At 26.0% G+C, this 19,887-nt stretch carries 21 protein-coding genes; 19 read left to right on the top strand and 2 right to left on the bottom strand.

The features are described 5' to 3' along the window. The first annotated feature begins 12 nt into the window (after positions 1 to 12). From AMRN_RS03305 to gmk, 3 genes are read left to right on the top strand one after another with little or no spacing between them, the layout of a single operon-like run. Entirely contained in the window at positions 13 to 699 is a 687-nt protein-coding gene (locus tag AMRN_RS03305) for an ABC transporter ATP-binding protein (protein WP_228150814.1), read from the top strand. Next, on the top strand, positions 696 to 1,496 hold the full coding sequence (locus tag AMRN_RS03310; protein ID WP_099310972.1) for a hypothetical protein: 801 nt from the start codon (positions 696 to 698) through the stop codon (positions 1,494 to 1,496). Before AMRN_RS03305 ends, AMRN_RS03310 begins: the two co-directional genes overlap by 4 nt. Beyond that, a complete protein-coding gene (gmk, locus tag AMRN_RS03315; protein ID WP_099310971.1) occupies positions 1,496 to 2,116 on the top strand; it encodes a guanylate kinase in 621 nt (206 codons plus the stop codon). Before AMRN_RS03310 ends, gmk begins: the two co-directional genes overlap by 1 nt. Positions 2,117 to 2,131: 15 nt before the next feature. Here gmk and AMRN_RS03320 read toward each other — a convergent pair whose 3' ends face one another. Continuing rightward, complete coding sequence (locus AMRN_RS03320) at positions 2,132 to 3,751, bottom strand: EAL domain-containing response regulator (RefSeq protein ID WP_099310970.1); 1,620 nt, start codon at positions 3,749 to 3,751, stop codon at positions 2,132 to 2,134. A gap of 103 nt (positions 3,752 to 3,854) precedes the next feature. Between AMRN_RS03320 and AMRN_RS03325 the strand changes: the two genes are divergently transcribed. From AMRN_RS03325 to ccoS, 3 genes are read left to right on the top strand one after another with little or no spacing between them, the layout of a single operon-like run. Further along, entirely contained in the window at positions 3,855 to 4,352 is a 498-nt protein-coding gene (locus AMRN_RS03325; protein WP_099310969.1) for an asparaginase domain-containing protein, read from the top strand. Continuing rightward, positions 4,340 to 6,778, top strand: coding sequence for a heavy metal translocating P-type ATPase (locus AMRN_RS03330; RefSeq protein WP_099310968.1), 2,439 nt, complete (start codon positions 4,340 to 4,342; stop codon positions 6,776 to 6,778). Before AMRN_RS03325 ends, AMRN_RS03330 begins: the two co-directional genes overlap by 13 nt. 9 nt (positions 6,779 to 6,787) lie before the next feature. Continuing rightward, complete coding sequence (gene ccoS / locus AMRN_RS03335; protein ID WP_079577354.1) at positions 6,788 to 7,015, top strand: cbb3-type cytochrome oxidase assembly protein CcoS; 228 nt, start codon at positions 6,788 to 6,790, stop codon at positions 7,013 to 7,015. A gap of 29 nt (positions 7,016 to 7,044) precedes the next feature. Here the strand turns inward: ccoS and AMRN_RS03340 are convergent, their stop codons facing one another. Further along, entirely contained in the window at positions 7,045 to 7,326 is a 282-nt protein-coding gene (locus AMRN_RS03340; RefSeq protein ID WP_099310967.1) for a c-type cytochrome, read from the bottom strand. A 165-nt stretch (positions 7,327 to 7,491) separates the two neighbouring features. Here AMRN_RS03340 and AMRN_RS03345 point away from each other — a divergent pair, with 165 nt between their 5' ends. The 13 genes from AMRN_RS03345 (at position 7,492) to AMRN_RS03405 (ending at position 19,876) form a co-directional block, all read left to right on the top strand. Beyond that, the gene (locus AMRN_RS03345; RefSeq protein ID WP_099310966.1) at positions 7,492 to 8,100 is read left to right on the top strand and encodes an ATP-binding cassette domain-containing protein; all 609 of its coding nucleotides are present in this window, start codon (positions 7,492 to 7,494) and stop codon (positions 8,098 to 8,100) included. After that, positions 8,090 to 9,019 carry a ferrochelatase gene (gene hemH, locus AMRN_RS03350; RefSeq protein WP_099310965.1) on the top strand — a complete coding sequence of 310 codons (930 nt, stop codon included), beginning with the start codon at positions 8,090 to 8,092 and terminating at the stop codon, positions 9,017 to 9,019. Before AMRN_RS03345 ends, hemH begins: the two co-directional genes overlap by 11 nt. Further along, entirely contained in the window at positions 9,019 to 9,567 is a 549-nt protein-coding gene (amrA, locus tag AMRN_RS03355) for an AmmeMemoRadiSam system protein A (RefSeq protein ID WP_099310964.1), read from the top strand. The genes hemH and amrA overlap by 1 nt, the downstream gene beginning before the upstream one ends. A gap of 3 nt (positions 9,568 to 9,570) precedes the next feature. Further along, entirely contained in the window at positions 9,571 to 11,415 is a 1,845-nt protein-coding gene (locus AMRN_RS03360) for a response regulator (RefSeq protein WP_099310963.1), read from the top strand. Between the two features lies 1 nt (position 11,416). After that, complete coding sequence (amrS, locus tag AMRN_RS03365; protein ID WP_099310962.1) at positions 11,417 to 13,198, top strand: AmmeMemoRadiSam system radical SAM enzyme; 1,782 nt, start codon at positions 11,417 to 11,419, stop codon at positions 13,196 to 13,198. Next, positions 13,198 to 13,944: an ElyC/SanA/YdcF family protein gene (locus AMRN_RS03370; RefSeq protein WP_099310961.1), complete on the top strand. Its 747-nt coding sequence runs from the start codon at positions 13,198 to 13,200 to the stop codon at positions 13,942 to 13,944. Before amrS ends, AMRN_RS03370 begins: the two co-directional genes overlap by 1 nt. A 65-nt stretch (positions 13,945 to 14,009) precedes the next feature. Then, positions 14,010 to 14,750 (top strand): metal ABC transporter ATP-binding protein, encoded by a 741-nt coding sequence (locus tag AMRN_RS03375; RefSeq protein WP_099310960.1) that lies wholly within the window; start codon positions 14,010 to 14,012, stop codon positions 14,748 to 14,750. A 1-nt stretch (position 14,751) separates the two neighbouring features. Beyond that, a complete protein-coding gene (locus tag AMRN_RS03380) occupies positions 14,752 to 15,549 on the top strand; it encodes a metal ABC transporter permease (protein WP_099310987.1) in 798 nt (265 codons plus the stop codon). 43 nt (positions 15,550 to 15,592) lie between these two features. After that, a complete protein-coding gene (locus AMRN_RS03385) occupies positions 15,593 to 16,435 on the top strand; it encodes a CvfB family protein (RefSeq protein ID WP_099310959.1) in 843 nt (280 codons plus the stop codon). A 56-nt stretch (positions 16,436 to 16,491) separates the two neighbouring features. Further along, positions 16,492 to 17,028 (top strand): thiol peroxidase Prx-SUH, encoded by a 537-nt coding sequence (gene prx-suh / locus AMRN_RS03390; protein WP_099310958.1) that lies wholly within the window; start codon positions 16,492 to 16,494, stop codon positions 17,026 to 17,028. An 83-nt stretch (positions 17,029 to 17,111) separates the two neighbouring features. Continuing rightward, a complete protein-coding gene (locus AMRN_RS03395; RefSeq protein WP_099310957.1) occupies positions 17,112 to 18,302 on the top strand; it encodes an NnrS family protein in 1,191 nt (396 codons plus the stop codon). 63 nt (positions 18,303 to 18,365) lie between these two features. Continuing rightward, entirely contained in the window at positions 18,366 to 19,325 is a 960-nt protein-coding gene (gene msrP, locus AMRN_RS03400) for a protein-methionine-sulfoxide reductase catalytic subunit MsrP (protein WP_099310956.1), read from the top strand. Next, entirely contained in the window at positions 19,325 to 19,876 is a 552-nt protein-coding gene (locus AMRN_RS03405) for a protein-methionine-sulfoxide reductase heme-binding subunit MsrQ (RefSeq protein WP_099310955.1), read from the top strand. The genes msrP and AMRN_RS03405 overlap by 1 nt, the downstream gene beginning before the upstream one ends. Positions 19,877 to 19,887: the final 11 nt, after the last annotated feature.

Raw genomic sequence — 19,887 nt, forward strand, 5'->3', positions numbered from 1 at the left:
TAAAGAACAATTGTGTACGAACAAAATTTAAACTCGTCACACTCTACAACTAAACCCCTTTTGCTGGAAGCAAAAGGGGTTTCTCATAAATTTGACTATGAACTTTTCAATGATATAAATTTATCTTTACATCAAAAAGAGACTATTGCAATTATAGGTATGAGTGGTAGTGGAAAATCCACATTATTAAATATTTTGTCTTCACTTTTAAAACCTAATAGTGGAAAAGTTTTTTTTGAACAAAAAGATATATATAAACAAAAGAAAACAAAACTTTTAAATATACGTAGAGAAGATTTTGGTATAATATTTCAAGCACATTATTTATTTAGAGGATTTAGTGCTAAAGAGAATCTAGATATAGCAACACTGCTTAGTTTAAATGAGATTGATACAAATCTATTGAAAGTATTGGATATAGAATATGTACTTAATCAAGGAGTTGGAGAACTAAGTGGAGGTCAACAGCAAAGATTATCGATTGCAAGGGTTTTAACAAAAAAGCCTAAAGTAATTTTTGCTGATGAACCTACTGGAAATCTAGATAAAGAGACTTCAACTCACGTAATTGATGCACTTTTTGAGTATGTAAACTTATATAATGCAGGTTTGATTTTAGTAACACATGATGAAGAGCTTGCAAAAATGTGTGATAAAACTTATAAGCTTATTGATTTAAAGCTAGAGGAGCTAGGGTGAATATATTATTGATTAGTAATACTCCAATAATTGTAAAGATTTTTAAACTTGTTTGCAAAAAACTTGATTTAGAACTGTTTGTTCAAAGTGATTATAATGTACAAGAGAAAAAAGATTTTATAATTATTGATCAAGAATATATCGATGATAGATTTAATTCATTAAAGAAGTTTTGTTCTAAACTTGGTGCTATTTGCAATGATGAATTACCTTTTGAAAAAGCAAGAGATTTTATTATTCCAAGACCTTTTTTACCTTTACAACTTCAAGAAATAATAAAAGAACAATTAGAATTTATTGATGAAGAAGAGACTTTAAAAAAACAAGAAAATATAAAAAATAGTGCAAAATATTCAGCATCTACTATGATAAATGATGATTCAGCAGAAGATTTGACAAATTATGTTGAATCACTAGCTGATAATATAGCTTCTGATATTGAAGATGAAAATGATGAAAGTATAGTTACTTTAGCAACTTTAAATGATGGTGGAGTTTTAGATAATAATGAATTATCTAAAATTTCTGATATATTAAGATATGACAATATACAAAATGAGTTTGTAAATAGTGAAAAAGAGACTGATTGGAAAGAGTTATCTGATATTATTGATGATGCATTAAATGAAGTTGGTGATTATGATATTGCAAATAATCAACCTTTAAAATTAATTTTGAATAAGTACAGTATTGATGAGTTAAAACCATTATTAGAAAAATTTGACCAAAGTGTTATTGATAAACTTTCAAATGGTGAAGATATTGATTTAAAATTAAGTTTGAAGGATAATAACTAATGCAAGATAACCATGGAGCAATTTTACTTATTTCTGGTCCTAGTGGATGTGGTAAATCAACACTTTTAAAAGAAGTTTATAAAGATATTAGTGAGTATTATTTTTCTATTTCAACAACAACAAGAGCTCCACGAGAAGGAGAGAAAAATGGTGTTGATTATTTTTTTGTATCAAAAGAAGATTTTGAAAAAGATATCAAGGATAAGAACTTTTTAGAGTATGCAAATGTTCATGGTAACTATTATGGCACTTCTTTAAAACCTGTAAAAGAAGCCTTGAAAGATGGAAAGTTAGTAATCTTTGATATTGATGTGCAAGGACATGATTTAGTTAAGAAAACAGACCTTTGTTCTTTTTTAACTTCTGTTTTTATTACAACACCTACTTTAAAAGAGTTAGAAAGTAGATTGAATAATAGAGCAACTGATTCAAAAGATATAATTGCTAAAAGAGTAAAAAATGCAAAAATAGAGATTAACTCTATTGATAAGTATGATTATTTTTTAATAAATGATAATTTAGATGATGCAAGTAAAAAACTTGTAAGTATCGCAAATGCAGCAAGAATAAAAGCTTCTTTATTTAATAAAAAACAAATTATAAGCGAGTGGATGAACTAGTTTCATCTACTTAACTTATACTTCATCAAAACTCATAGGTTTACCAAAGTGATAACCTTGTGAGTAGTCAATATCTAAAGATTTTACTTTTTCATAAATCTCTTTACTACTTACAAACTCAGCTACTGTTGTAAAACCAAACTCTTTAGAGAAGTTTGAAATTGTATTTACAATAATCTCTTGATTTTTTGAGTGATCAATCTCTTTTATTAATGAACTATCAATTTTTACAAAATCAATATCTAAATTTGTAAGCATATTAAAGTTGGAGTATCCAGCACCAAAGTCATCTACTCCTACTGTACAACCAAGAGCTTTAACATCTTTTATAAAACTTTTTACTATATCAATATCTGAAATTTCTTCACTTTCTAATATCTCAAACTCTAAAAGTTTTGTTGCTTCTGGTTCAGCTTTTAACTCTTCATAAATGAATTTTTGTGTTTCATCACTTGCAATATCTTCAAATGAGATATTTACTGCAACTCTTTTATTTTTTGCTTTTATAAGAAGTAATGCTTCTTTTAACATTACATTAATTACATGGGGGTACAATTTTGCTTTTTTTGCTATATCTAAAAATTTAAATGGAGCAATTACTTCTCCATCATCTTCAATAAATCTAATTAAAGCTTCATATTTATAGATTTCTTGAGTTTTATTATCAACTATTGGTTGATAAAAACCTTTAAAATTACCATTTTTAAGACCATTTTTAATCTTCTTAACCCATTTTATATTTTCTTCAAATGATTCTTGGATATTAAAAGAATCATCATAAATCATAACTTGTTCAAATTTACTTCTTGCATATGAAATAACTCTTTGAGAATATTTGTATGCTCTATTACCATCACCTTTTGCAATACCAATTGTAACATTTAAATCAATTTCATTATCATCAATAATAATTGTTTCTTTTTGAATATTATCTGCAAAGGTTTTGCATAGTTTTTTAAACTCATAAATATCTTTATCTTGTTTTTTTGAAACTATTGCAAATTTATCTGCTTCAATTCTATATATTTTATAATCTTGTTTACAAAAATGTTTTTTCAAATTATCTGAGAATTCAGAAAGTATTTTATCACCATTGCTTTCACCAAACAAATCATTTATAGTTGAAAACTTATCAATATTTATAAGTGCCATCAAGTCTTCTTCTGTTTGGGCTAAATCTTTTTTTAATCTATTTCTATTTGGTAAGTGAGTAAGTTTATCAATGTATAAATCTTTTAATTCGTGATAAAGTAATGATTGACTCATTGTTTGAAGTAATTTTTTCATATCAATTGGTTTTAAAACATATTTATCAACACCAATATCAATTGCTTCAAGTAAATATTCTGTATTTGAAAATGCAGTTGCAACAATAATTGGAATATTAGGATTTATTTGTTTTATCTCTTTTATCATTTCTAAACCATTCATATGTGGCATATTTACGTCTGTTATGATAAGGTCAATCTCTTCCTCATTCTCTTTAAACAAGTCCAAGCCTTCTTGACCATCTTTTGCAACAAACTGTTTTTTTGTGAAACCTTTTAAGATATTTAAAGTTATTTCTCTTAAACTAGCTTCATCTTCTGCATATAAAATCGTAATATTTTTTAATATTGAGATATTATTTATCATTAAGATTTACTCCAATGTTAATACGGTATAATAATAATTATTGTTTTAGAAAATTATTATTCATTTAAATAATAATAACATAAAAGCATTTAAAAGAGGTTATATGAATAAATTATTAGTAATAAATACAGGCGGAACATTTAATAAAAGATACAATGAACAAACTGGAACTTTAGATGTAGCTAAAGACAACAAAGCAATTTTAGATATTTTAGAAAATTGTGCTAGAGGAAATTTAAATATTGACATAAAAGGTATTATCTTTAAAGACTCATTGAAAATCAATACTAATGATAGAGAAGAAATTATTAATGAAATTGGAAAATATGATAAGATTCTAATAGTTCATGGTACAGATACTATGGATGAAACTGCAAAATATATTGAAAAAAGAGTTAAAGATAAATTTATTGTTTTAACAGGGGCTATGCACCCATACTCTATTGATAAAATTGAGGCAACTTCAAATTTTATGATAGGACTTAGCTTTTTAAATACTAATGATACTAAAGGAGTTTATATCTCTATGCATGGTCTTGTAAAAGAGAGTGCAAAACTTTTTAAAAATAGGGATTTAGGAATATTTCAGTGTCAAAAATAAAATGCGATCATTGTCATTTAGAGTATGATGAAGATATAATGATAAAAGATGATTCTTTGCATTTTTGTTGTAAAGGTTGTCAAGGAGTTTATCATCTTCTAAAAGATGATGGTTTAGACTCTTTTTATGAAAAACTTGGAAATAAAACCATTGCTCCACCATTAACAACTGATAATGATGTGGAAAAATTTGATACAAAAAGTTTTGAAGATAATTTTATAAAAACAACAGATGAAGGCTTTAGTAGAATTGACTTGATAATTGAAGGAATTCATTGTGCTGCTTGTGTTTGGCTAAATGAAAAAGTACTTTATGATACAGATGGAATAGTTGAAGCAAATATAAATTTCTCTACAAATAAAGCAAAGATAGTTTGGGATGAAGATAAAATTAAACTTTCTGAAATTATTTTGAAAATTAGAAGTATTGGTTATAACGCATATGCATATGATGCAACTATTGCAGATGAAAAAGCTACAAAATCAAAAAGAGATTTTTTTATTAGAATGATGGTAGCTGTTTTTGCAACAATGAATATAATGATGTTATCTGTAGCAAAATATACTGGATTTTTTACAGGAATCTCTGAACAAGTTAGAAATTATATACACTTAGGTGAGTTTATACTAGCAACACCTGTACTTTTTTATAGTGGTTGGATTTTTTATAAGGGTGCATATTATGGATTGAAAAATCGTATTTTAAATATGGACTTTTTAGTTAGTTCAGGAGCTACATTTTCATATATTTATTCGCTTTATGTTCTTTTTGGAGGCAAGGGTGAGAGTTACTTTGATAGTGTTGCTATGATTATTACCTTTGTTTTAGTTGGAAAGTATCTTGAAGTTATTGGTAAAAAATCAGCCGTTGATACCTTAGATAAAATTAAAAGCTCAATACCATTAGAAGCAATTATTATAGAAGACAATATAAAAAAAGTATTACCTATAAATAGTGTAAAAGTTGGAGATATTGTCGAGTTAAAAGCAGGTGAAAAAGCATCTTTTGATGGAGCACTTGAATCTTCAAGTGCATCTTTTGATGAATCAAGTATTAGTGGTGAATCACTTCCTATTGATAAACAAAAGGGTTCAAAAATTTTTAGTGGAACAATAAATTGTGAAAAGGTTATAAGATATAAAGTTTTGAAATCCTATGAAGATTCAACTTTAAATTCAATAGTAACTTTACTTGAAGATTCATTAAGTTCAAAACCAAAAATTGAACATAAGGCAAATGAAATATCAAAAGGTTTTAGTGTATTAATTTTATCTTTAGCTATTTTGACATTTGTTGTTTGGTATTACTTTGGGATAGATTTAGGCTTTGATTATGAGGGGGCTGAACATTTTGAAAAATCTTTTATTGTTGCAATTTCAGTTATTGTTATTGCTTGTCCTTGTGCTTTAGCCCTAGCAACGCCAATAGCTAGTTTAATAGGTATTTCAGAACTTGCAAAAAATGGTTTACTATTTAAAGAAGCAAAATATATTGAAACATTGGCAACAGCTGATACTTTAGTAATGGATAAAACAGGAACAATTACAAAAGGTAAACTAAAAGTAAAAAAAGCAAAATTTTTAGATGATAATATTCACAAACTAAATTTATTATATACTCTTTTAGATAGTTCAAATCATCCAATTAGTAATTCTGTAAAAGAGTATATGAAAAATAATTTTTCTTTAGAATCAAAAGATCTTTTTGATATTAAAAGTATTGATGGACAAGGTGTAGTCGCAAAATATAAAAATATTGATGGAAAAGTATTTAATATATTAGGCGGAAATATGAAACTTTTAAAAACTTATAATATTGATTATAAATTTGAAAGTAAAAATTCTATTTATATTTTTGTAGTAGATTCAAAAGTTATTGCAACATTTGAACTTGAAGATGAGATAAAAGAGGGCGCAAAAGAGTTTATTTTAAATATCAAAAAATTAGGTTTAGATGTAGTCATGCTTACAGGAGATAATAATGCAACTGCAAAAAATGTTGCATCTAACGTTGGAATTAAAAACTATATTTCAGAAGTTGATCCAATAGAAAAGGCACAGTTTATACAAGATTTAAAAAATAAAGATAAAAATGTTATTATGGTAGGTGATGGGATAAATGATTCTGTTGCCTTAGCAAAAAGTGATGTTTCTATTGCAATGGGAAGTTCTGCTGATATTGCATTAAGTGTATCAGATATTGTTTTACTAGATAATTCATTAAATAGTTTAGAACTAGCATTTACACTTTCAAAAAGAACATACAAATTTATAAAACAGAATTTATTTATATCTTTAGTATATAATGCAATAACAATTCCTTTAGCAATGGCTGGGTATGTTATTCCTTTGGTTGCTGCATTATCAATGAGTCTTAGTTCACTTATTGTTGTTGCTAACTCTATGAGAATTAAATTAAAAAAGTAGGAATTTTTTATGATTGATGGTACTTTATTAATGATGTTAGTTGTTGCACTTGTAGTCTCTTTTGCAATACTAGGTGTATTTATTTGGGGAGCTAAAGGTGGTCAGTTTGATGATGGTGAAAAAATGATGGGTGGCTTGCTTTTTGATTCAACTGAAGATTTAAATGATGCAAGAAAAAAAGAACAAAAAAAGATGAATGCAAAAAAAGAGCAAAAAAAAAGTAAGTTAGATAAGTAACTTACTTTTTTTCAATAATTTATAATTATTTATTTAAATGAAGCAATTTTTTTAGCTAAATCTTTAATGTCTGCATCTGAAAGTCTTGCAACTTGACCTTTCATTACACCTTTCATAGCTCCACCATAAGATCCATCTTTATAACCTTTTAGTGTTTTAATAGTTTTAGCTTCGTCCCAACCAGCAATAACTTGTGATTTACCTAAGGCTTTTTTCTCAGCTTTTGCACCATGACAGCTAGCACATGCAGCCCAATTTGCAGCCATTACAGAAGCTGCTGCTATTAATGTTCCTAAAACAATTTTTTTCATTATCTCTCCTTGAAATATCTAAGACATGCATTTTATCTTTTTTTTTCTTGAATAAACTTTTAATATCAAAATTAATATTTTTACTAATTTTTTGATAATGTATATACTATTTTAAAGCCATCTTATTATATTATAATTAATTATATATAAGTATTTAGGTAAAAAATGAGTGATGATTTAGTATTGAGCATAAAAAATCTTTCTTTCTCTTTTAATAATAAAAAAATGATATATGATGATTTTAATCTTGAGTTAAAAAGAGGCGAACTTATTTGTATTGTAGGAGAAAGTGGAAAGGGAAAAAGTACTTTATTTGAACTTATTTGTAATAACTTAAAACCACAAAAGGGAATTATTAAAGTTAAGAAAATAAGTTCAATATATCAAGACCCTTATAGTTCATTTCATCCATCTTATAAAATTTTAGAGCAAATAAAAGATGTGGTTGATAATGATACTTTAAATAATGAATTAAATAAGTTATGTCTTGAGCTTAATTTAAGTAAAGAGTTTTTATTAAAAAAACCTCATGAATTAAGTGGTGGTCAACTTCAAAGATGTTCAATTTTAAGAAGCTTATTAATGAAACCTGATCTTTTACTTGTAGATGAAGCTACATCAGCTTTAGATAATATTATATCTTTAGAAGTTATGAAACTTTTAATAAAATATTTAGATAAATGTGCAATACTAATGATTACACATGATATCTCATTAGCTAATTGGTGTGCAGATGAAATTATAGATTTAAATAGGTTGAAAAATGAAAAATAAAAAAGCATTAGTTTTATTAAATATGGGTGGTCCAAGGACAAAAAATGAGTTAAAAATGTTTTTAACTAATATGTTTAATGATAAAAATATTATTACAGTCAAAAGTAGCATTTTAAGAAAAATGATTGCTTTTTTTATTACAACTTCAAGATTAAATGAAGCATGGAAGAATTATGAAGAAATAGGTGGATTTTCTCCAATTAATAAAATAACTGAAAATTTAATTGATAAGTTAAATGATAGTTTTGATGATATTTATGTTACTCAAGCTATGAGATATACTCCTCCTTTTTCATCAACAGCAATAAAACAAATTAAAGAACAAGGTATAAAAGATGTAATTTTACTTCCTTTATATCCTCAGTATTCAACAACCACTACAAAATCTTCTGTTGAGGATTTTTATGAAGTAGCAAAAGATGAATTTAATATCGAAGTTATTGATCCTTTTTATAAAAATGAGAGTTTTAATGATATTATTTTAAAAGAGTTAGTTTCAAAAGTTGAAAATGTAAATGAGTATAATCTTATTTTTTCAGCCCATGGTCTTCCTCAAAAAATTGTTGATGCAGGAGATGTATATGAAAAACATGTTAATGAACATGTTCGAATTTTATCAGAAAAACTACAACAAAAAGGCTATAATTTTAAATCAACAAACCTAGCATATCAATCAAAAGTAGGGCCATTGAAATGGCTTGAGCCATCTTTAGATGATATGTTGAAAAATTTTAAAGATGAAAAAGTTTTGATTTATCCAATTGCATTTATTATTGATAATTCAGAAACAGATTTTGAATTAAGTATTGAGTACAAAGAGATTGCTGATGAAATAGGAATAAGTGACTATAAGGTTTGCAAGTGTGTAAATGATAGTGAAGATTTTCAAGCTACAATTAAAGAGTTAATAGGAAAGTAATGGATTTAAAAGTTCTTTTAGATATTGCAAGAAAAAGCATTTTTACATATTTTGATAAGTCATTAGTTTTAAATAAAGAGTTTTATTTATCAAACTTTGATGAATTAAGTGAACAAAGAGCAAGTTTTGTAACACTTACTTTAAATGGCAGATTAAGAGGTTGTATAGGCTCTTTGACTGCACATACTCAACTTTATGAAGATGTTTTTATCAATGCAAGAAAAGCAGCTTTTAATGATCCAAGATTTGAACCTTTACAGTTCAAAGATTTTACAAATATAAAAATAGAAGTTTCTGTTTTAACTCCACCAAGAAGAGTAACTTATATAGATAAATATGATTTAAAAGATAAATTAATTCCAAATGAACATGGTGTAATTTTAAAGTATAATGAAAATCAAGCAACTTTTTTACCTCAAGTTTGGGAACAGTTACCAAGTTTCGATGAGTTTATGAACTCATTGTGCACAAAAGCAAATGTATCAATATCTTGTCTTGAAGATAATGCACAAATTTTTATATATGAAGCCATGAAGATTAAGGAATAATCTATGCATAAAGAAGAAATATCTAAAAAAAACTTAACTATTTTATATGTGGAAGATGAAAAGTCAGTAAAAACTGAAATTGCTACTATTTTAAAACTTTTCGCAAAAGAAGTAATTGTAGCATCAAATGGTCAAGAAGGTTTAGATATTTTTAAAGATAAATCAATTGATTTGATTATTACTGATATAAAAATGCCTAAATTAAATGGTTTTGAAATGTTAGAAGAAATCACTAAAATAAATAAAGAAATACCAGCTATTATACTCTCTTCATCTTCACAAGCAAAGTTTATAAAACAAGCAAATAAAATAGATATTATTAATGATTATTTACTAAAACCAATTGATATTTCAACTCTTTTTGAAAAAATAAATAAAGCCTATAAAAAAATTCAAAGACAAAAAGAGTATGAAAGTGTTACTAAACTTTTAGAACAGTACAAAATAGCAGTTGATAAATCTGCAATTTTTTCAAAAACTGATGTAGATGGAAAAATTACTTATGCAAATAAACAGTTTTGTGATATTTCTGGATATTCAATAGAAGAGTTACTTGGAAACTCACATAATTTAGTAAGACACCCAAATAATAGTAAAGAGTTTTTCAAAGATTTATGGAATACAATCAAAAATGAAAAAAGAGTTTGGAAAGGCAGATTTAAAAATAGAGCAAAAGATGGTTTAACTTATATTGTTGATGCAACAATAGTGCCTATATTAAACTCAAAAGATGAAATTGATGAGTTTATTGCTATTAGATATGATGTAACAGAAGGAGAAGCATATAAGGAGTTTTTACAAGAAAAACTTTTTACTTCTCAAGAAGATGCAATAAAAAGTGTTCATTTATTAAAAGAGTATGAACATATGATTAATATAAGTGCTTCTGTTGTAAGAGTTGATATCAATAGAAATATTACCTTTGCAAATGATAGATTATTGGAGTTATTACACTTTGAAGAAGAGATTGACATAATAGGTAAAGAACTTATATCAATTGTTGATAAAAATTCATATGATGAGTATGAAAAGGTTTTTGATGATATTTTAAATAAAGGTTTATATAGAGGAGTTTTAAACTTTTGTTGTAATAGTAAAAATGGTCTTTATAATATGGATTTTACTTTTAGAGCAATTAAAGATGTAGATGGTAATATTAAAGAGTTTATGGGAATTGGTAAAAATATTACTGAGAGAATAAATTTACACAAAGAGATTGAAGATACACAAAAAGATGTAATTTTTTCTCTTGGAACAATTGGGGAAGCAAGAAGTAAAGAGACAGGAAATCATGTAAAAAGAGTTGCAGAATACTCATATATTTTAGCAACAGAGTATGGATTAAGTCAAGAGCTTGCTGAATTAATAAGATTAGCCTCACCTATGCATGATATTGGAAAAGTTGCTATTTCTGATAATATTTTAAATAAACCAGGTAAATTTACACCAGAAGAGTTTGAAATCATGAAAGAACATGCAAAATTGGGTCATGATATGCTGAAAAGTTCAAATAGACAAATTTTAAAAGCATCTGCAACAGTAGCATATGAACATCATGAAAAATGGGATGGAACAGGCTATCCAAGAGGTTTAAGTGGTGAAAATATACACATTTTTGGAAGAATAACAGCAATTGCAGATGTATTTGATGCTTTAGGAAGTAATAGATGTTATAAAAAAGCATGGGAACTGGATAGAATTTTGAATTTATTTAAAGAACAAAGAGAAAAACATTTTGACCCAAAACTTGTAGATATCTTTTTTGATAATTTAGATAAGTTTCTTGAAATAAGAGATAAATATAAAGATGATTATGAAGAGCCAGAGGACTTAGAGGCTTATAGATAAAATGCAATACTTCAAAGAAAAAAATGATAAACAAATTTGTTTGCTTTGTAGTTATTACTGTCAGTTAAAATTAAACCAAACGGGTATTTGTGGAGTAAATAAAAATATCAATAATAAAATTAAATGTTTAGTATATGGGTATATTAGTGCTTTTAATATTGATCCTATTGAAAAAAAGCCACTATATCATTTTTTACCAAATAGCAAATCTTTATCTCTTGGTACTGTTGGATGCAATTTTAAATGTAGTTTTTGTCAAAATCATGGAATTTCACAAGAAAAAAATATAGATACTAGTAATTATATTTCACCACAAGAAATAGTTCAAATAGCAATACAAAAAGATTGCAAATCAATCTCTTATACATATAATGAACCAACAATTTTTTATCCTTTTGCAAAAGATATCGCACTTGAGGCTAAAAAATATAATATAAAATCTGTATTTGTAAGTAATGGCTTTGAAAGTAGTGAAGTTATTGATGACATGAAAGATATTATAGATGCTGTTAATATTGATTTGAAATCATTTAATAGTGATTATTATAAAAAGAAGCTTGGTGGAAATTTACAGCAAGTTTTAGATAACTTGATACATTTTAAGAAAAATAATATATGGCTTGAAATTACTACACTTATAATTCCTACAAAAAATGATTCAAAAGAAGAGTTATTTAATATGGCAAGTTTTATAAAAAATAGTTTAGGAGAAGATACTCCTTGGCATTTAAGTGCTTTTCATCCTGATTATAAAGAGCTTGAACTTCCAAGAACTCCTTTTGAAAAATTAAAACAAGCCTATGATATAGCAAAAGAAGTGGGTTTGAAAAATGTTTATATTGGGAATGTTTCTTATGAAAATAATACTTATTGTAAAAATTGTAATGAGTTATTAATAAGTAGAAAATACTTTAAAATAACAAAAAATATAATTGTTGGTTCAGTATGTCCAAAATGCAGTAAAAAAGTAAAGGGAGTATTTGAAATGAGTAATAAAAAAACATCAGTTGCTGGTACATTTTATCCAAATAATAAAGAAGAAATTTTAGATTTAATTAAAGGTTTTAATAATAGTTTTAAATTAAACGCCAAACCTTTAAAAGCAAAAGCTATTATCTCTCCCCATGCAGGATATATTTATAGTGGATTTACTGCTAATTTAGCTTTTAATATAGCTTCACAAAATCAAAATTATGAAAGAGTAGTTGTTATTGGCCCCTCACATAAAATCTATTTTGAAAAAGCTTCAATTTGTTTAAGTAGTAATTATGAAACTCCTTTAGGAGATATAGAAGTTGATACCCAATATGCAAATAAAATACTTGAAAAATACCAATGGTGTGATTATATAAAAGATGTTCATGAAGAGCACTCTACTAAGACACAAGCTCCTTTTATTAAACACTATTTTTCAAATAGTAAAATAGTAGAGATTGTTTATGGGAAAATTGATTTTAACGATTTAAGTGAACTTATTGAAAATATACTTGATGATGAAACAACATTTTTAGTAATAAGTACAGATTTAAGTCACTTTTATAACTTAAAAGAAGCAAATAATAAAGACAATATTTGTTTAAATGCAATTGTTAAAAAAGATATGGAATTATTTAATAAAGGTGCTGAAGCTTGTGGTATGATAGGTGTAAAAGCCCTTGTTAAAGCTTCAATTAATAAAAATTTAGAAAATGAAGTATTGCATTATTGTACAAGTTTTGATAAAACAAAAGATGATTCAAGGGTTGTGGGATATGCTTCTGTTTTAGTAGGAAATAAGAGTTGATGTTTTTAGCAAAAAAGATTATTGCTGGTTTTTTTATGCCTTTATCCCTTGGATTGATTTTATTTTTAATTGCTTTAGTCTTTTTATATAAAAAATCATATTTTAAAAGTAAAGTTTTTTTTATATTCTCTTTTTTTTGGATAGTTTTATTATCTTATGAGCCAATCTCAAATAGATTATTATTTCCTTTAGAAAATAGCTATAAAGCTTTGAAAACAATACCAAAAGATATAAAATATATTGTGGTTTTAGGTAATGGACATACAACAAATGAGAGTTTAAGTATTACTTCACAACTAAACACAACTTCATTAAATAGATTTTTAGAAGCTTATAGAATATATAAAAATACTTCAAATAGTAAACTTATTTTTTCAGGCTATGAAGGAAAAGATACTATTTCTAATGCATTTATGCAAAAAAAACTTGCATTGTCTTTAAAAGTAAAAAGTGAAGATATTATTACTTTACCTAAGCCAAGAGATACAAATGAAGAAGCTTTAGCAGTAAAACAGTTATTAAAAAACAAAAAGTTCATACTTGTAACTTCTGCTTCACATATGAAAAGAGCTATGTTGATATTTAAAAAACATGGTTTATTGCCAATTCCAGCGGTTACAAATCATCTTGCAAAAAATAAGGGCTATTTTTTATCAAGACCAAAAGCTTATAATTTATATAAATCAGAACTCGCTTTTCATGAGTATTTGGGAATTTTATGGGAAAAATTTAAAACTATTTTTTGATACAAAATTAATAATTATTTAGATAGTATTGCGACTTAGTTGCATTTGATAGAAAAGGTAAATATTTGAATATAATAAAAATAAAAGATTTATCATTTAGTTATGATAAAGTAAATGTTTTAGAAAATATAAATTTAGAGATAAAAAAAGGTGATTTTTTAGCTATTATTGGACCAAATGGTGGTGGTAAAAGTACCTTGTTAAAACTAATTTTAAAGCTTAAAGAACCTCAAAAAGGAAGTATAGAAAAGAGTCTAAAAGAAGAATCATTTGGCTATGTTCCTCAAAATACAAATTTAAATATTGATTTTCCTATAACAGCACTTGAAGTTGTTCTTATGGGACATATTGGTTCAAAAAGAAAACTCTTTGGTTATTCAAAAGAGGATATTGCTTGTGCTATGAAATCTTTAGAGCAAGTTGGTATGCAAGAGTTTGCAAAAAGTAAGATAGGAAATTTAAGTGGAGGGCAAAGACAAAGAGTCTTTATAGCAAGAGCACTATGTGCAAATCCACAAGTAATGTTACTTGATGAACCAACAGCAAGTATTGATGTTAAAGGACAAAAAGAGGTTTATGAGTTACTTGCAAAATTAAATGAAAATATTACAATAGTAGTTGTAAGTCATGATATTTCTGTATTGTTAAATTATGCAAAAAGCGTAGCACATGTAAATAAAAATCTTGTTTATCATAAGCTTGATAATGTTGAAAAAAATATTGATGATAGTGAGCATTTATGTGAAGTGGAACTTCTTTCAGCATTAGGAAAAAAATCTTCTTGTGGATGTAATCATGGATACTAATATGTTAATACAAGCATTATCATTTGATTTTGTTCAAAATGCACTTTTAGCTGGGGTTTTAATCTCAATTGCAGCAGGAATAATTGGTTCATTAGTTGTTGTAAATAGACTTACCTTTTTAGCAGGTGGAATAGCTCATAGTTCATATGGTGGAATTGGTTTAGCAATTTTTCTAGGAATACCTATATTATTGGGAGCTACTGTATTTGCTGTTATAACAGCAATATTTATAGCTTTTATTACTCAATATAATAAAACTAGAATTGATAGTATCATTGGAATGATGTGGGCCTTGGGAATGGCTATTGGTATTATATTTGTAGATTTAACTCCAGGATATAATGTAGATTTGATGAGTTACTTATTTGGTTCAATAATTGCTGTTTCAAATGAAGATATTATATATATGTTTACTTTAGATATCTTAGTAATCTTACTAATATCAATTTTTTATAAAGAGATTTTAGCTGTATCATATGATAGTGAATTTGCAAAATTAAGAGGTATTAGTGTTAGATTCTTTTATACACTTATATTAATTTTAGCAGCATTATGTGTAGTAGCAGCAATAAGAGTTGTAGGTTTGATTTTAGTAATTGCACTTTTAACAATTCCCACGTATCTAGCAGAAATTTTTGCTTCTAAACTATCATCTATGATGATAATAAGTTCATTTTTTGCACTATTTTTTACAATAAGTGGCTTAGTGATTTCTTATTTTTATGATATAAGCTCTGGTGCAAGTATTATTATTGTTGGAGTTATAACTCTTTTTTTAGTAAAAGTAATAAAAAGATAAAAATTAGATATAATAACAAAAATTAAAATAACGGAATAACCATATGAATAAACAGATAAAACTAGGTGAAATAAACACATTAAAAATAAACAGAGCAAGTGAACCAGGACTTTATTTAATAAGTGAAGATGAGGTAGAAGTTTTACTTCCAAATGCATATATAAAAGATGGTATGGAACTTGGAAAAACAGTTGATGTATTTATATATACAGATAGTGAAGATAGATTAGTTTCAACAACTTTAACTCCTAAATTAAAACTTAATGAAATAGCTGCTTTAGAAGTTGTAGATATAGCAAGATTTGGTGCTTTTGTAGATATTGGGTTACCAAAAGATATATTAGTTCCAATCAACAAACAAAAATCTCCTTTTAAAGTTGGTGAAAAAAGAGTTTTAAAATTAGTTGAAGATGAAAAATCAAATAGATTAATTGCTACTGAAAAGTTTAAAGAAGAGTATGATAGAAATACAAATAGTTTTAAAACAAATGATGAAGTAGAAATAATTGTTTATAAAAAAACACCTTTAGGTTTTAAAGTATATGTAAATAAGAATTTCGAGGGAATGCTTTATCATAATGAAATATTTTCAAAATTAAATATTGGTGATATTAAAAAAGCCTATGTTAAAACAGTAAGAGATGATGGAAAATTAGATATTGTTTTACAAAAAATAGGTGTTAAAAATAGTGATGATGATTTATACAAAATAGTTGAAGTTTTAAAATCGAATAATAACTATTTAGAAGTTACATCAAAAAGTGATTCAGAATTGATTACAAAGCTTTTTGAAATGAGTAAAAAAAGATTTAAAGCAGCACTAAATACTTTAATTACAGAAAATAGAGTGATTTTAGAATCAAACGCAATAAAACTTAACCATTAAGTAATAATTCAAATAAATTTTATATAATATTTTAAACAAAGAAATAAGGACAAAAAATGGCAATTACACATTTAAAAGGTGAAGAAGTAAAACTTACTGGAAATGAAATAAATGTTTCAGATGTAGCTCCTATTGTAAAAATAGTAGGACAAGATTTAAGTGAAATACAAGTTGGTGGAGAAGAAGGTTGTGCACAAGTTTTAGTTGTTGTACCATCATTAGATACACCAGTTTGTGCAGCAGAAGCTAGAAAATTCAATGAAGAAGCTGTAAAACTAGATAATGTAGAAGTAGTTGTTGCATCTATGGATTTACCTTTTGCAATGGGTAGATTTTGCACAACAGAGGGAATTGAAAATTTAAAAGTTGGAAGTGATTTTAGAAATAAAGAACTTGCTACAGCTTATGGAGTTTTAATTGAAAGTGGAGCTTTAAGAGGTGTTGCTGCAAGAGCTGTATTTGTAATTAATGCAAGTGGAGTTGTTGTATATAAAGAAATTTGCAATGAAATAACAGAAGAGCCAAATTATGATGCTGCTTTTGAAGCTGCAAAAGAAGCAACAAATACATCTTGTTGTGGAACTTGTCAGTAATCAATTTTTTAATTTAACATTTGAGTTATAATTATTTAAACATTAAAAAGGAGTTTTAAACTCCTTTTTTTATAGGAGTAATTATGACTACTTGGTATAAGAATTTTTCTAGCCAACCCCATCAAGCTTTCTTTTCAAATGGAATGATTTTTTTCATTCTTTTTTTATCTTTAATTTTAGGTGTATATACACAAAAAATATCAATTGACAGTTCAATATTAGATTATCATGCTTATAGTATGATTCACATTGTGTTTATTCAGTTTTTTATTGGATTTTTGTATGTAGTTTTTCCCAGATTTTTAGTACAAGCACAAATAAAAGTATCAACTTATATGAAACACTTTTATCTATATTTTTTTAGTAGTGTTGGCTTTTTTATCTCATTGTTATTTGCAAATGAATATTTGTTTCTTTTCTCTTTTACTCTTTTACTTGCACAAATTTTATCATTTAAAACACTGTATGAAATCTATAAAAATAGTAAGGTTACGAATAAATATGATGCTAAATGGATATTGATTTGTTTTTTTGCAGGATTAATTTCTCACATACTTTTTTACATATCATTTTTTGATGTTTCTTTTTCATTTACTTTAAAAAAACTTGCTATTAATAGTGGTTTTTATATATTTTCATTTGGAATCATTTTTGCAGTATCTCAAAGAATGATACCATTTTTTACACAAGTAAAAGTGCCTGAGTATAAAATAAATAAAAGTTCAAAAATTATGGAGATATTTTTCTTTTTGATGCTATTAAAAGTAATAGCATTGTTTTTTGAAAATGCTTATTTTAGTCTAATTAGTGATACACTATTTTTTGTATTTTTTGTAAATGAATTAATAAAATGGAAGCTTCCAATATTTAAAGTTAGTGCAATTATGTGGGTTTTATATTTATCTTTATTTTGGATTCCACTTGGATTTTTTATATCTATATTAGAAAATAGCTTTTCTATTTTAAATATTGATTTTATTTTCGAAAAGGCATCTTTGCATGCTTTTGCTTTAGGATATTTTACAACAATTCTATTAGGTTTTGGAACTAGGGTAGTTTTAGGACATTCTGGAAGAACGCCTTATGCAAATAGTTTTACAAAGTTTTTATTTTTAGCATTGCAAGGGGTAATTATCTTAAGGGTATTTGCATCTTTTACTTTAAATAGTAATTTAAACTATGTTTTCTGGATAAATATATCTTCTTTTTTCCTTTTGTTGATTTTAATTTTATGGTCAAGTAGTTACTTAAAAATATTATTAAAAGGCAAATAAATACTACACATATCCTTAACAAATATGTTATAAACTATAATAACAGATTTTAAAGGATATGCTATGTATAAACTTACAAAAAAAGATTGGGAAATTAGTGAAAATGAAGTAACTTCAAAAGAGTTATTTGATAATAGAAGAACTTTCTTAAAACTTGGTGCTGCAAGTGTAATTGCAAGTGGTTCTATTATGGAAGCTTTAGCAAAAGAAAAAATGCCTATTAAGAATCTAAAATTTACAGAAGATCCAAATCCCAATAATCTAATACTTAATACTTATGAACAGATAACTTCACATAATAACTTTTATGAGTTTACTACAAATCAAAGAAAAGTAAAAGATATGGCTCATACTTTAAATACGAAAAATTGGACTATAAAAGTTGATGGATTGGTTGAAAAACCAATGACTTTAGATTTTGATGATTTGTTAAAAAAGTTTGCTTTAGAAGAAAGAATTTATAGATTTAGATGTGTTGAGGGTTGGTCTATGGTTGTTCCTTGGATTGGATTTGAGTTGTCTAAACTTATCAAATATCTAAAACCTTTATCTAGTGCAAAATATATAAGATTTGAAACTTTATATGATGAGCAGATGTTCCCTGATCAAAAAAATAAAGTTTTCAATGCTATTGATTATCCTTATGTTGAAGGTCTTAGAATGGATGAAGCTATGAATGAACTTACACTAATGGCTGTTGGCTTATATGGTTCATCAATGCCAAAGCAAAATGGGGCTCCAATTAGGCTAATAGTTCCTTGGAAGTATGGTTTTAAATCTATTAAATCAATTGCAAAAATCTCTTTTACAGATAAAGAACCACTTAATACTTGGCAAAAAGAGAATCCAAAAGAGTATGGCTTTTATGCAAATGTAAATCCAAAGGTTGACCACCCAAGATGGTCACAAGCTAGGGAGAGAGTTTTAGGTAAATTCTTTAAACAAAATACATTAATGTTCAATGGTTATGAAAAACAAGTTGCACATTTATATAAAGGTATGGACTTAACAAAGGATTTTTAGTGAAATATTTATTATTTGTGCTTTTTTTATTACCTTTAGTAGTTACATCATATGAATTGTTTATTTTACAAAATGTAAATGATCCAATAAAATATATATATACAGTAACAGGTGTTATTTCAACAGTTTTGTTATTTTTTAGTATTTGTTTATCTATGATAAGAAAATGGGTTAATCTAATAAAATATAGAAAAATGATAGGACTTTTTGGATTTTTCTATGCATTTTTACATTTTTTAAATTTTACTATTTTAGATGCACAACTTGATTTTAGTTTTATAATAAAACAAAGTTTAGATAAGCCATTTATTTATATTGGAATGATTGCATTTTTTATTCTTTTATTTATGGCTATTACATCAAAAAAGAATCTATTTAAAAAGTACAATAAGTATCATAAGCTAATTTACTTTGCTTTAATACTAATAACAATACATTTTGTGATGGCTCAAAAGTCATTGACTTTTATTCAATTTTCATACATAATATTAATTTTAGCAATAGGATATTTTAAACTTTTACAACAAATTATTAAAAGAAATACAATATAAGTGTATAGTTA

Origin of the sequence: Malaciobacter marinus (assembly GCF_003544855.1) — a bacterium.
Taxonomy (GTDB): Bacteria; Campylobacterota; Campylobacteria; order Campylobacterales; family Arcobacteraceae; genus Malaciobacter; species Malaciobacter marinus.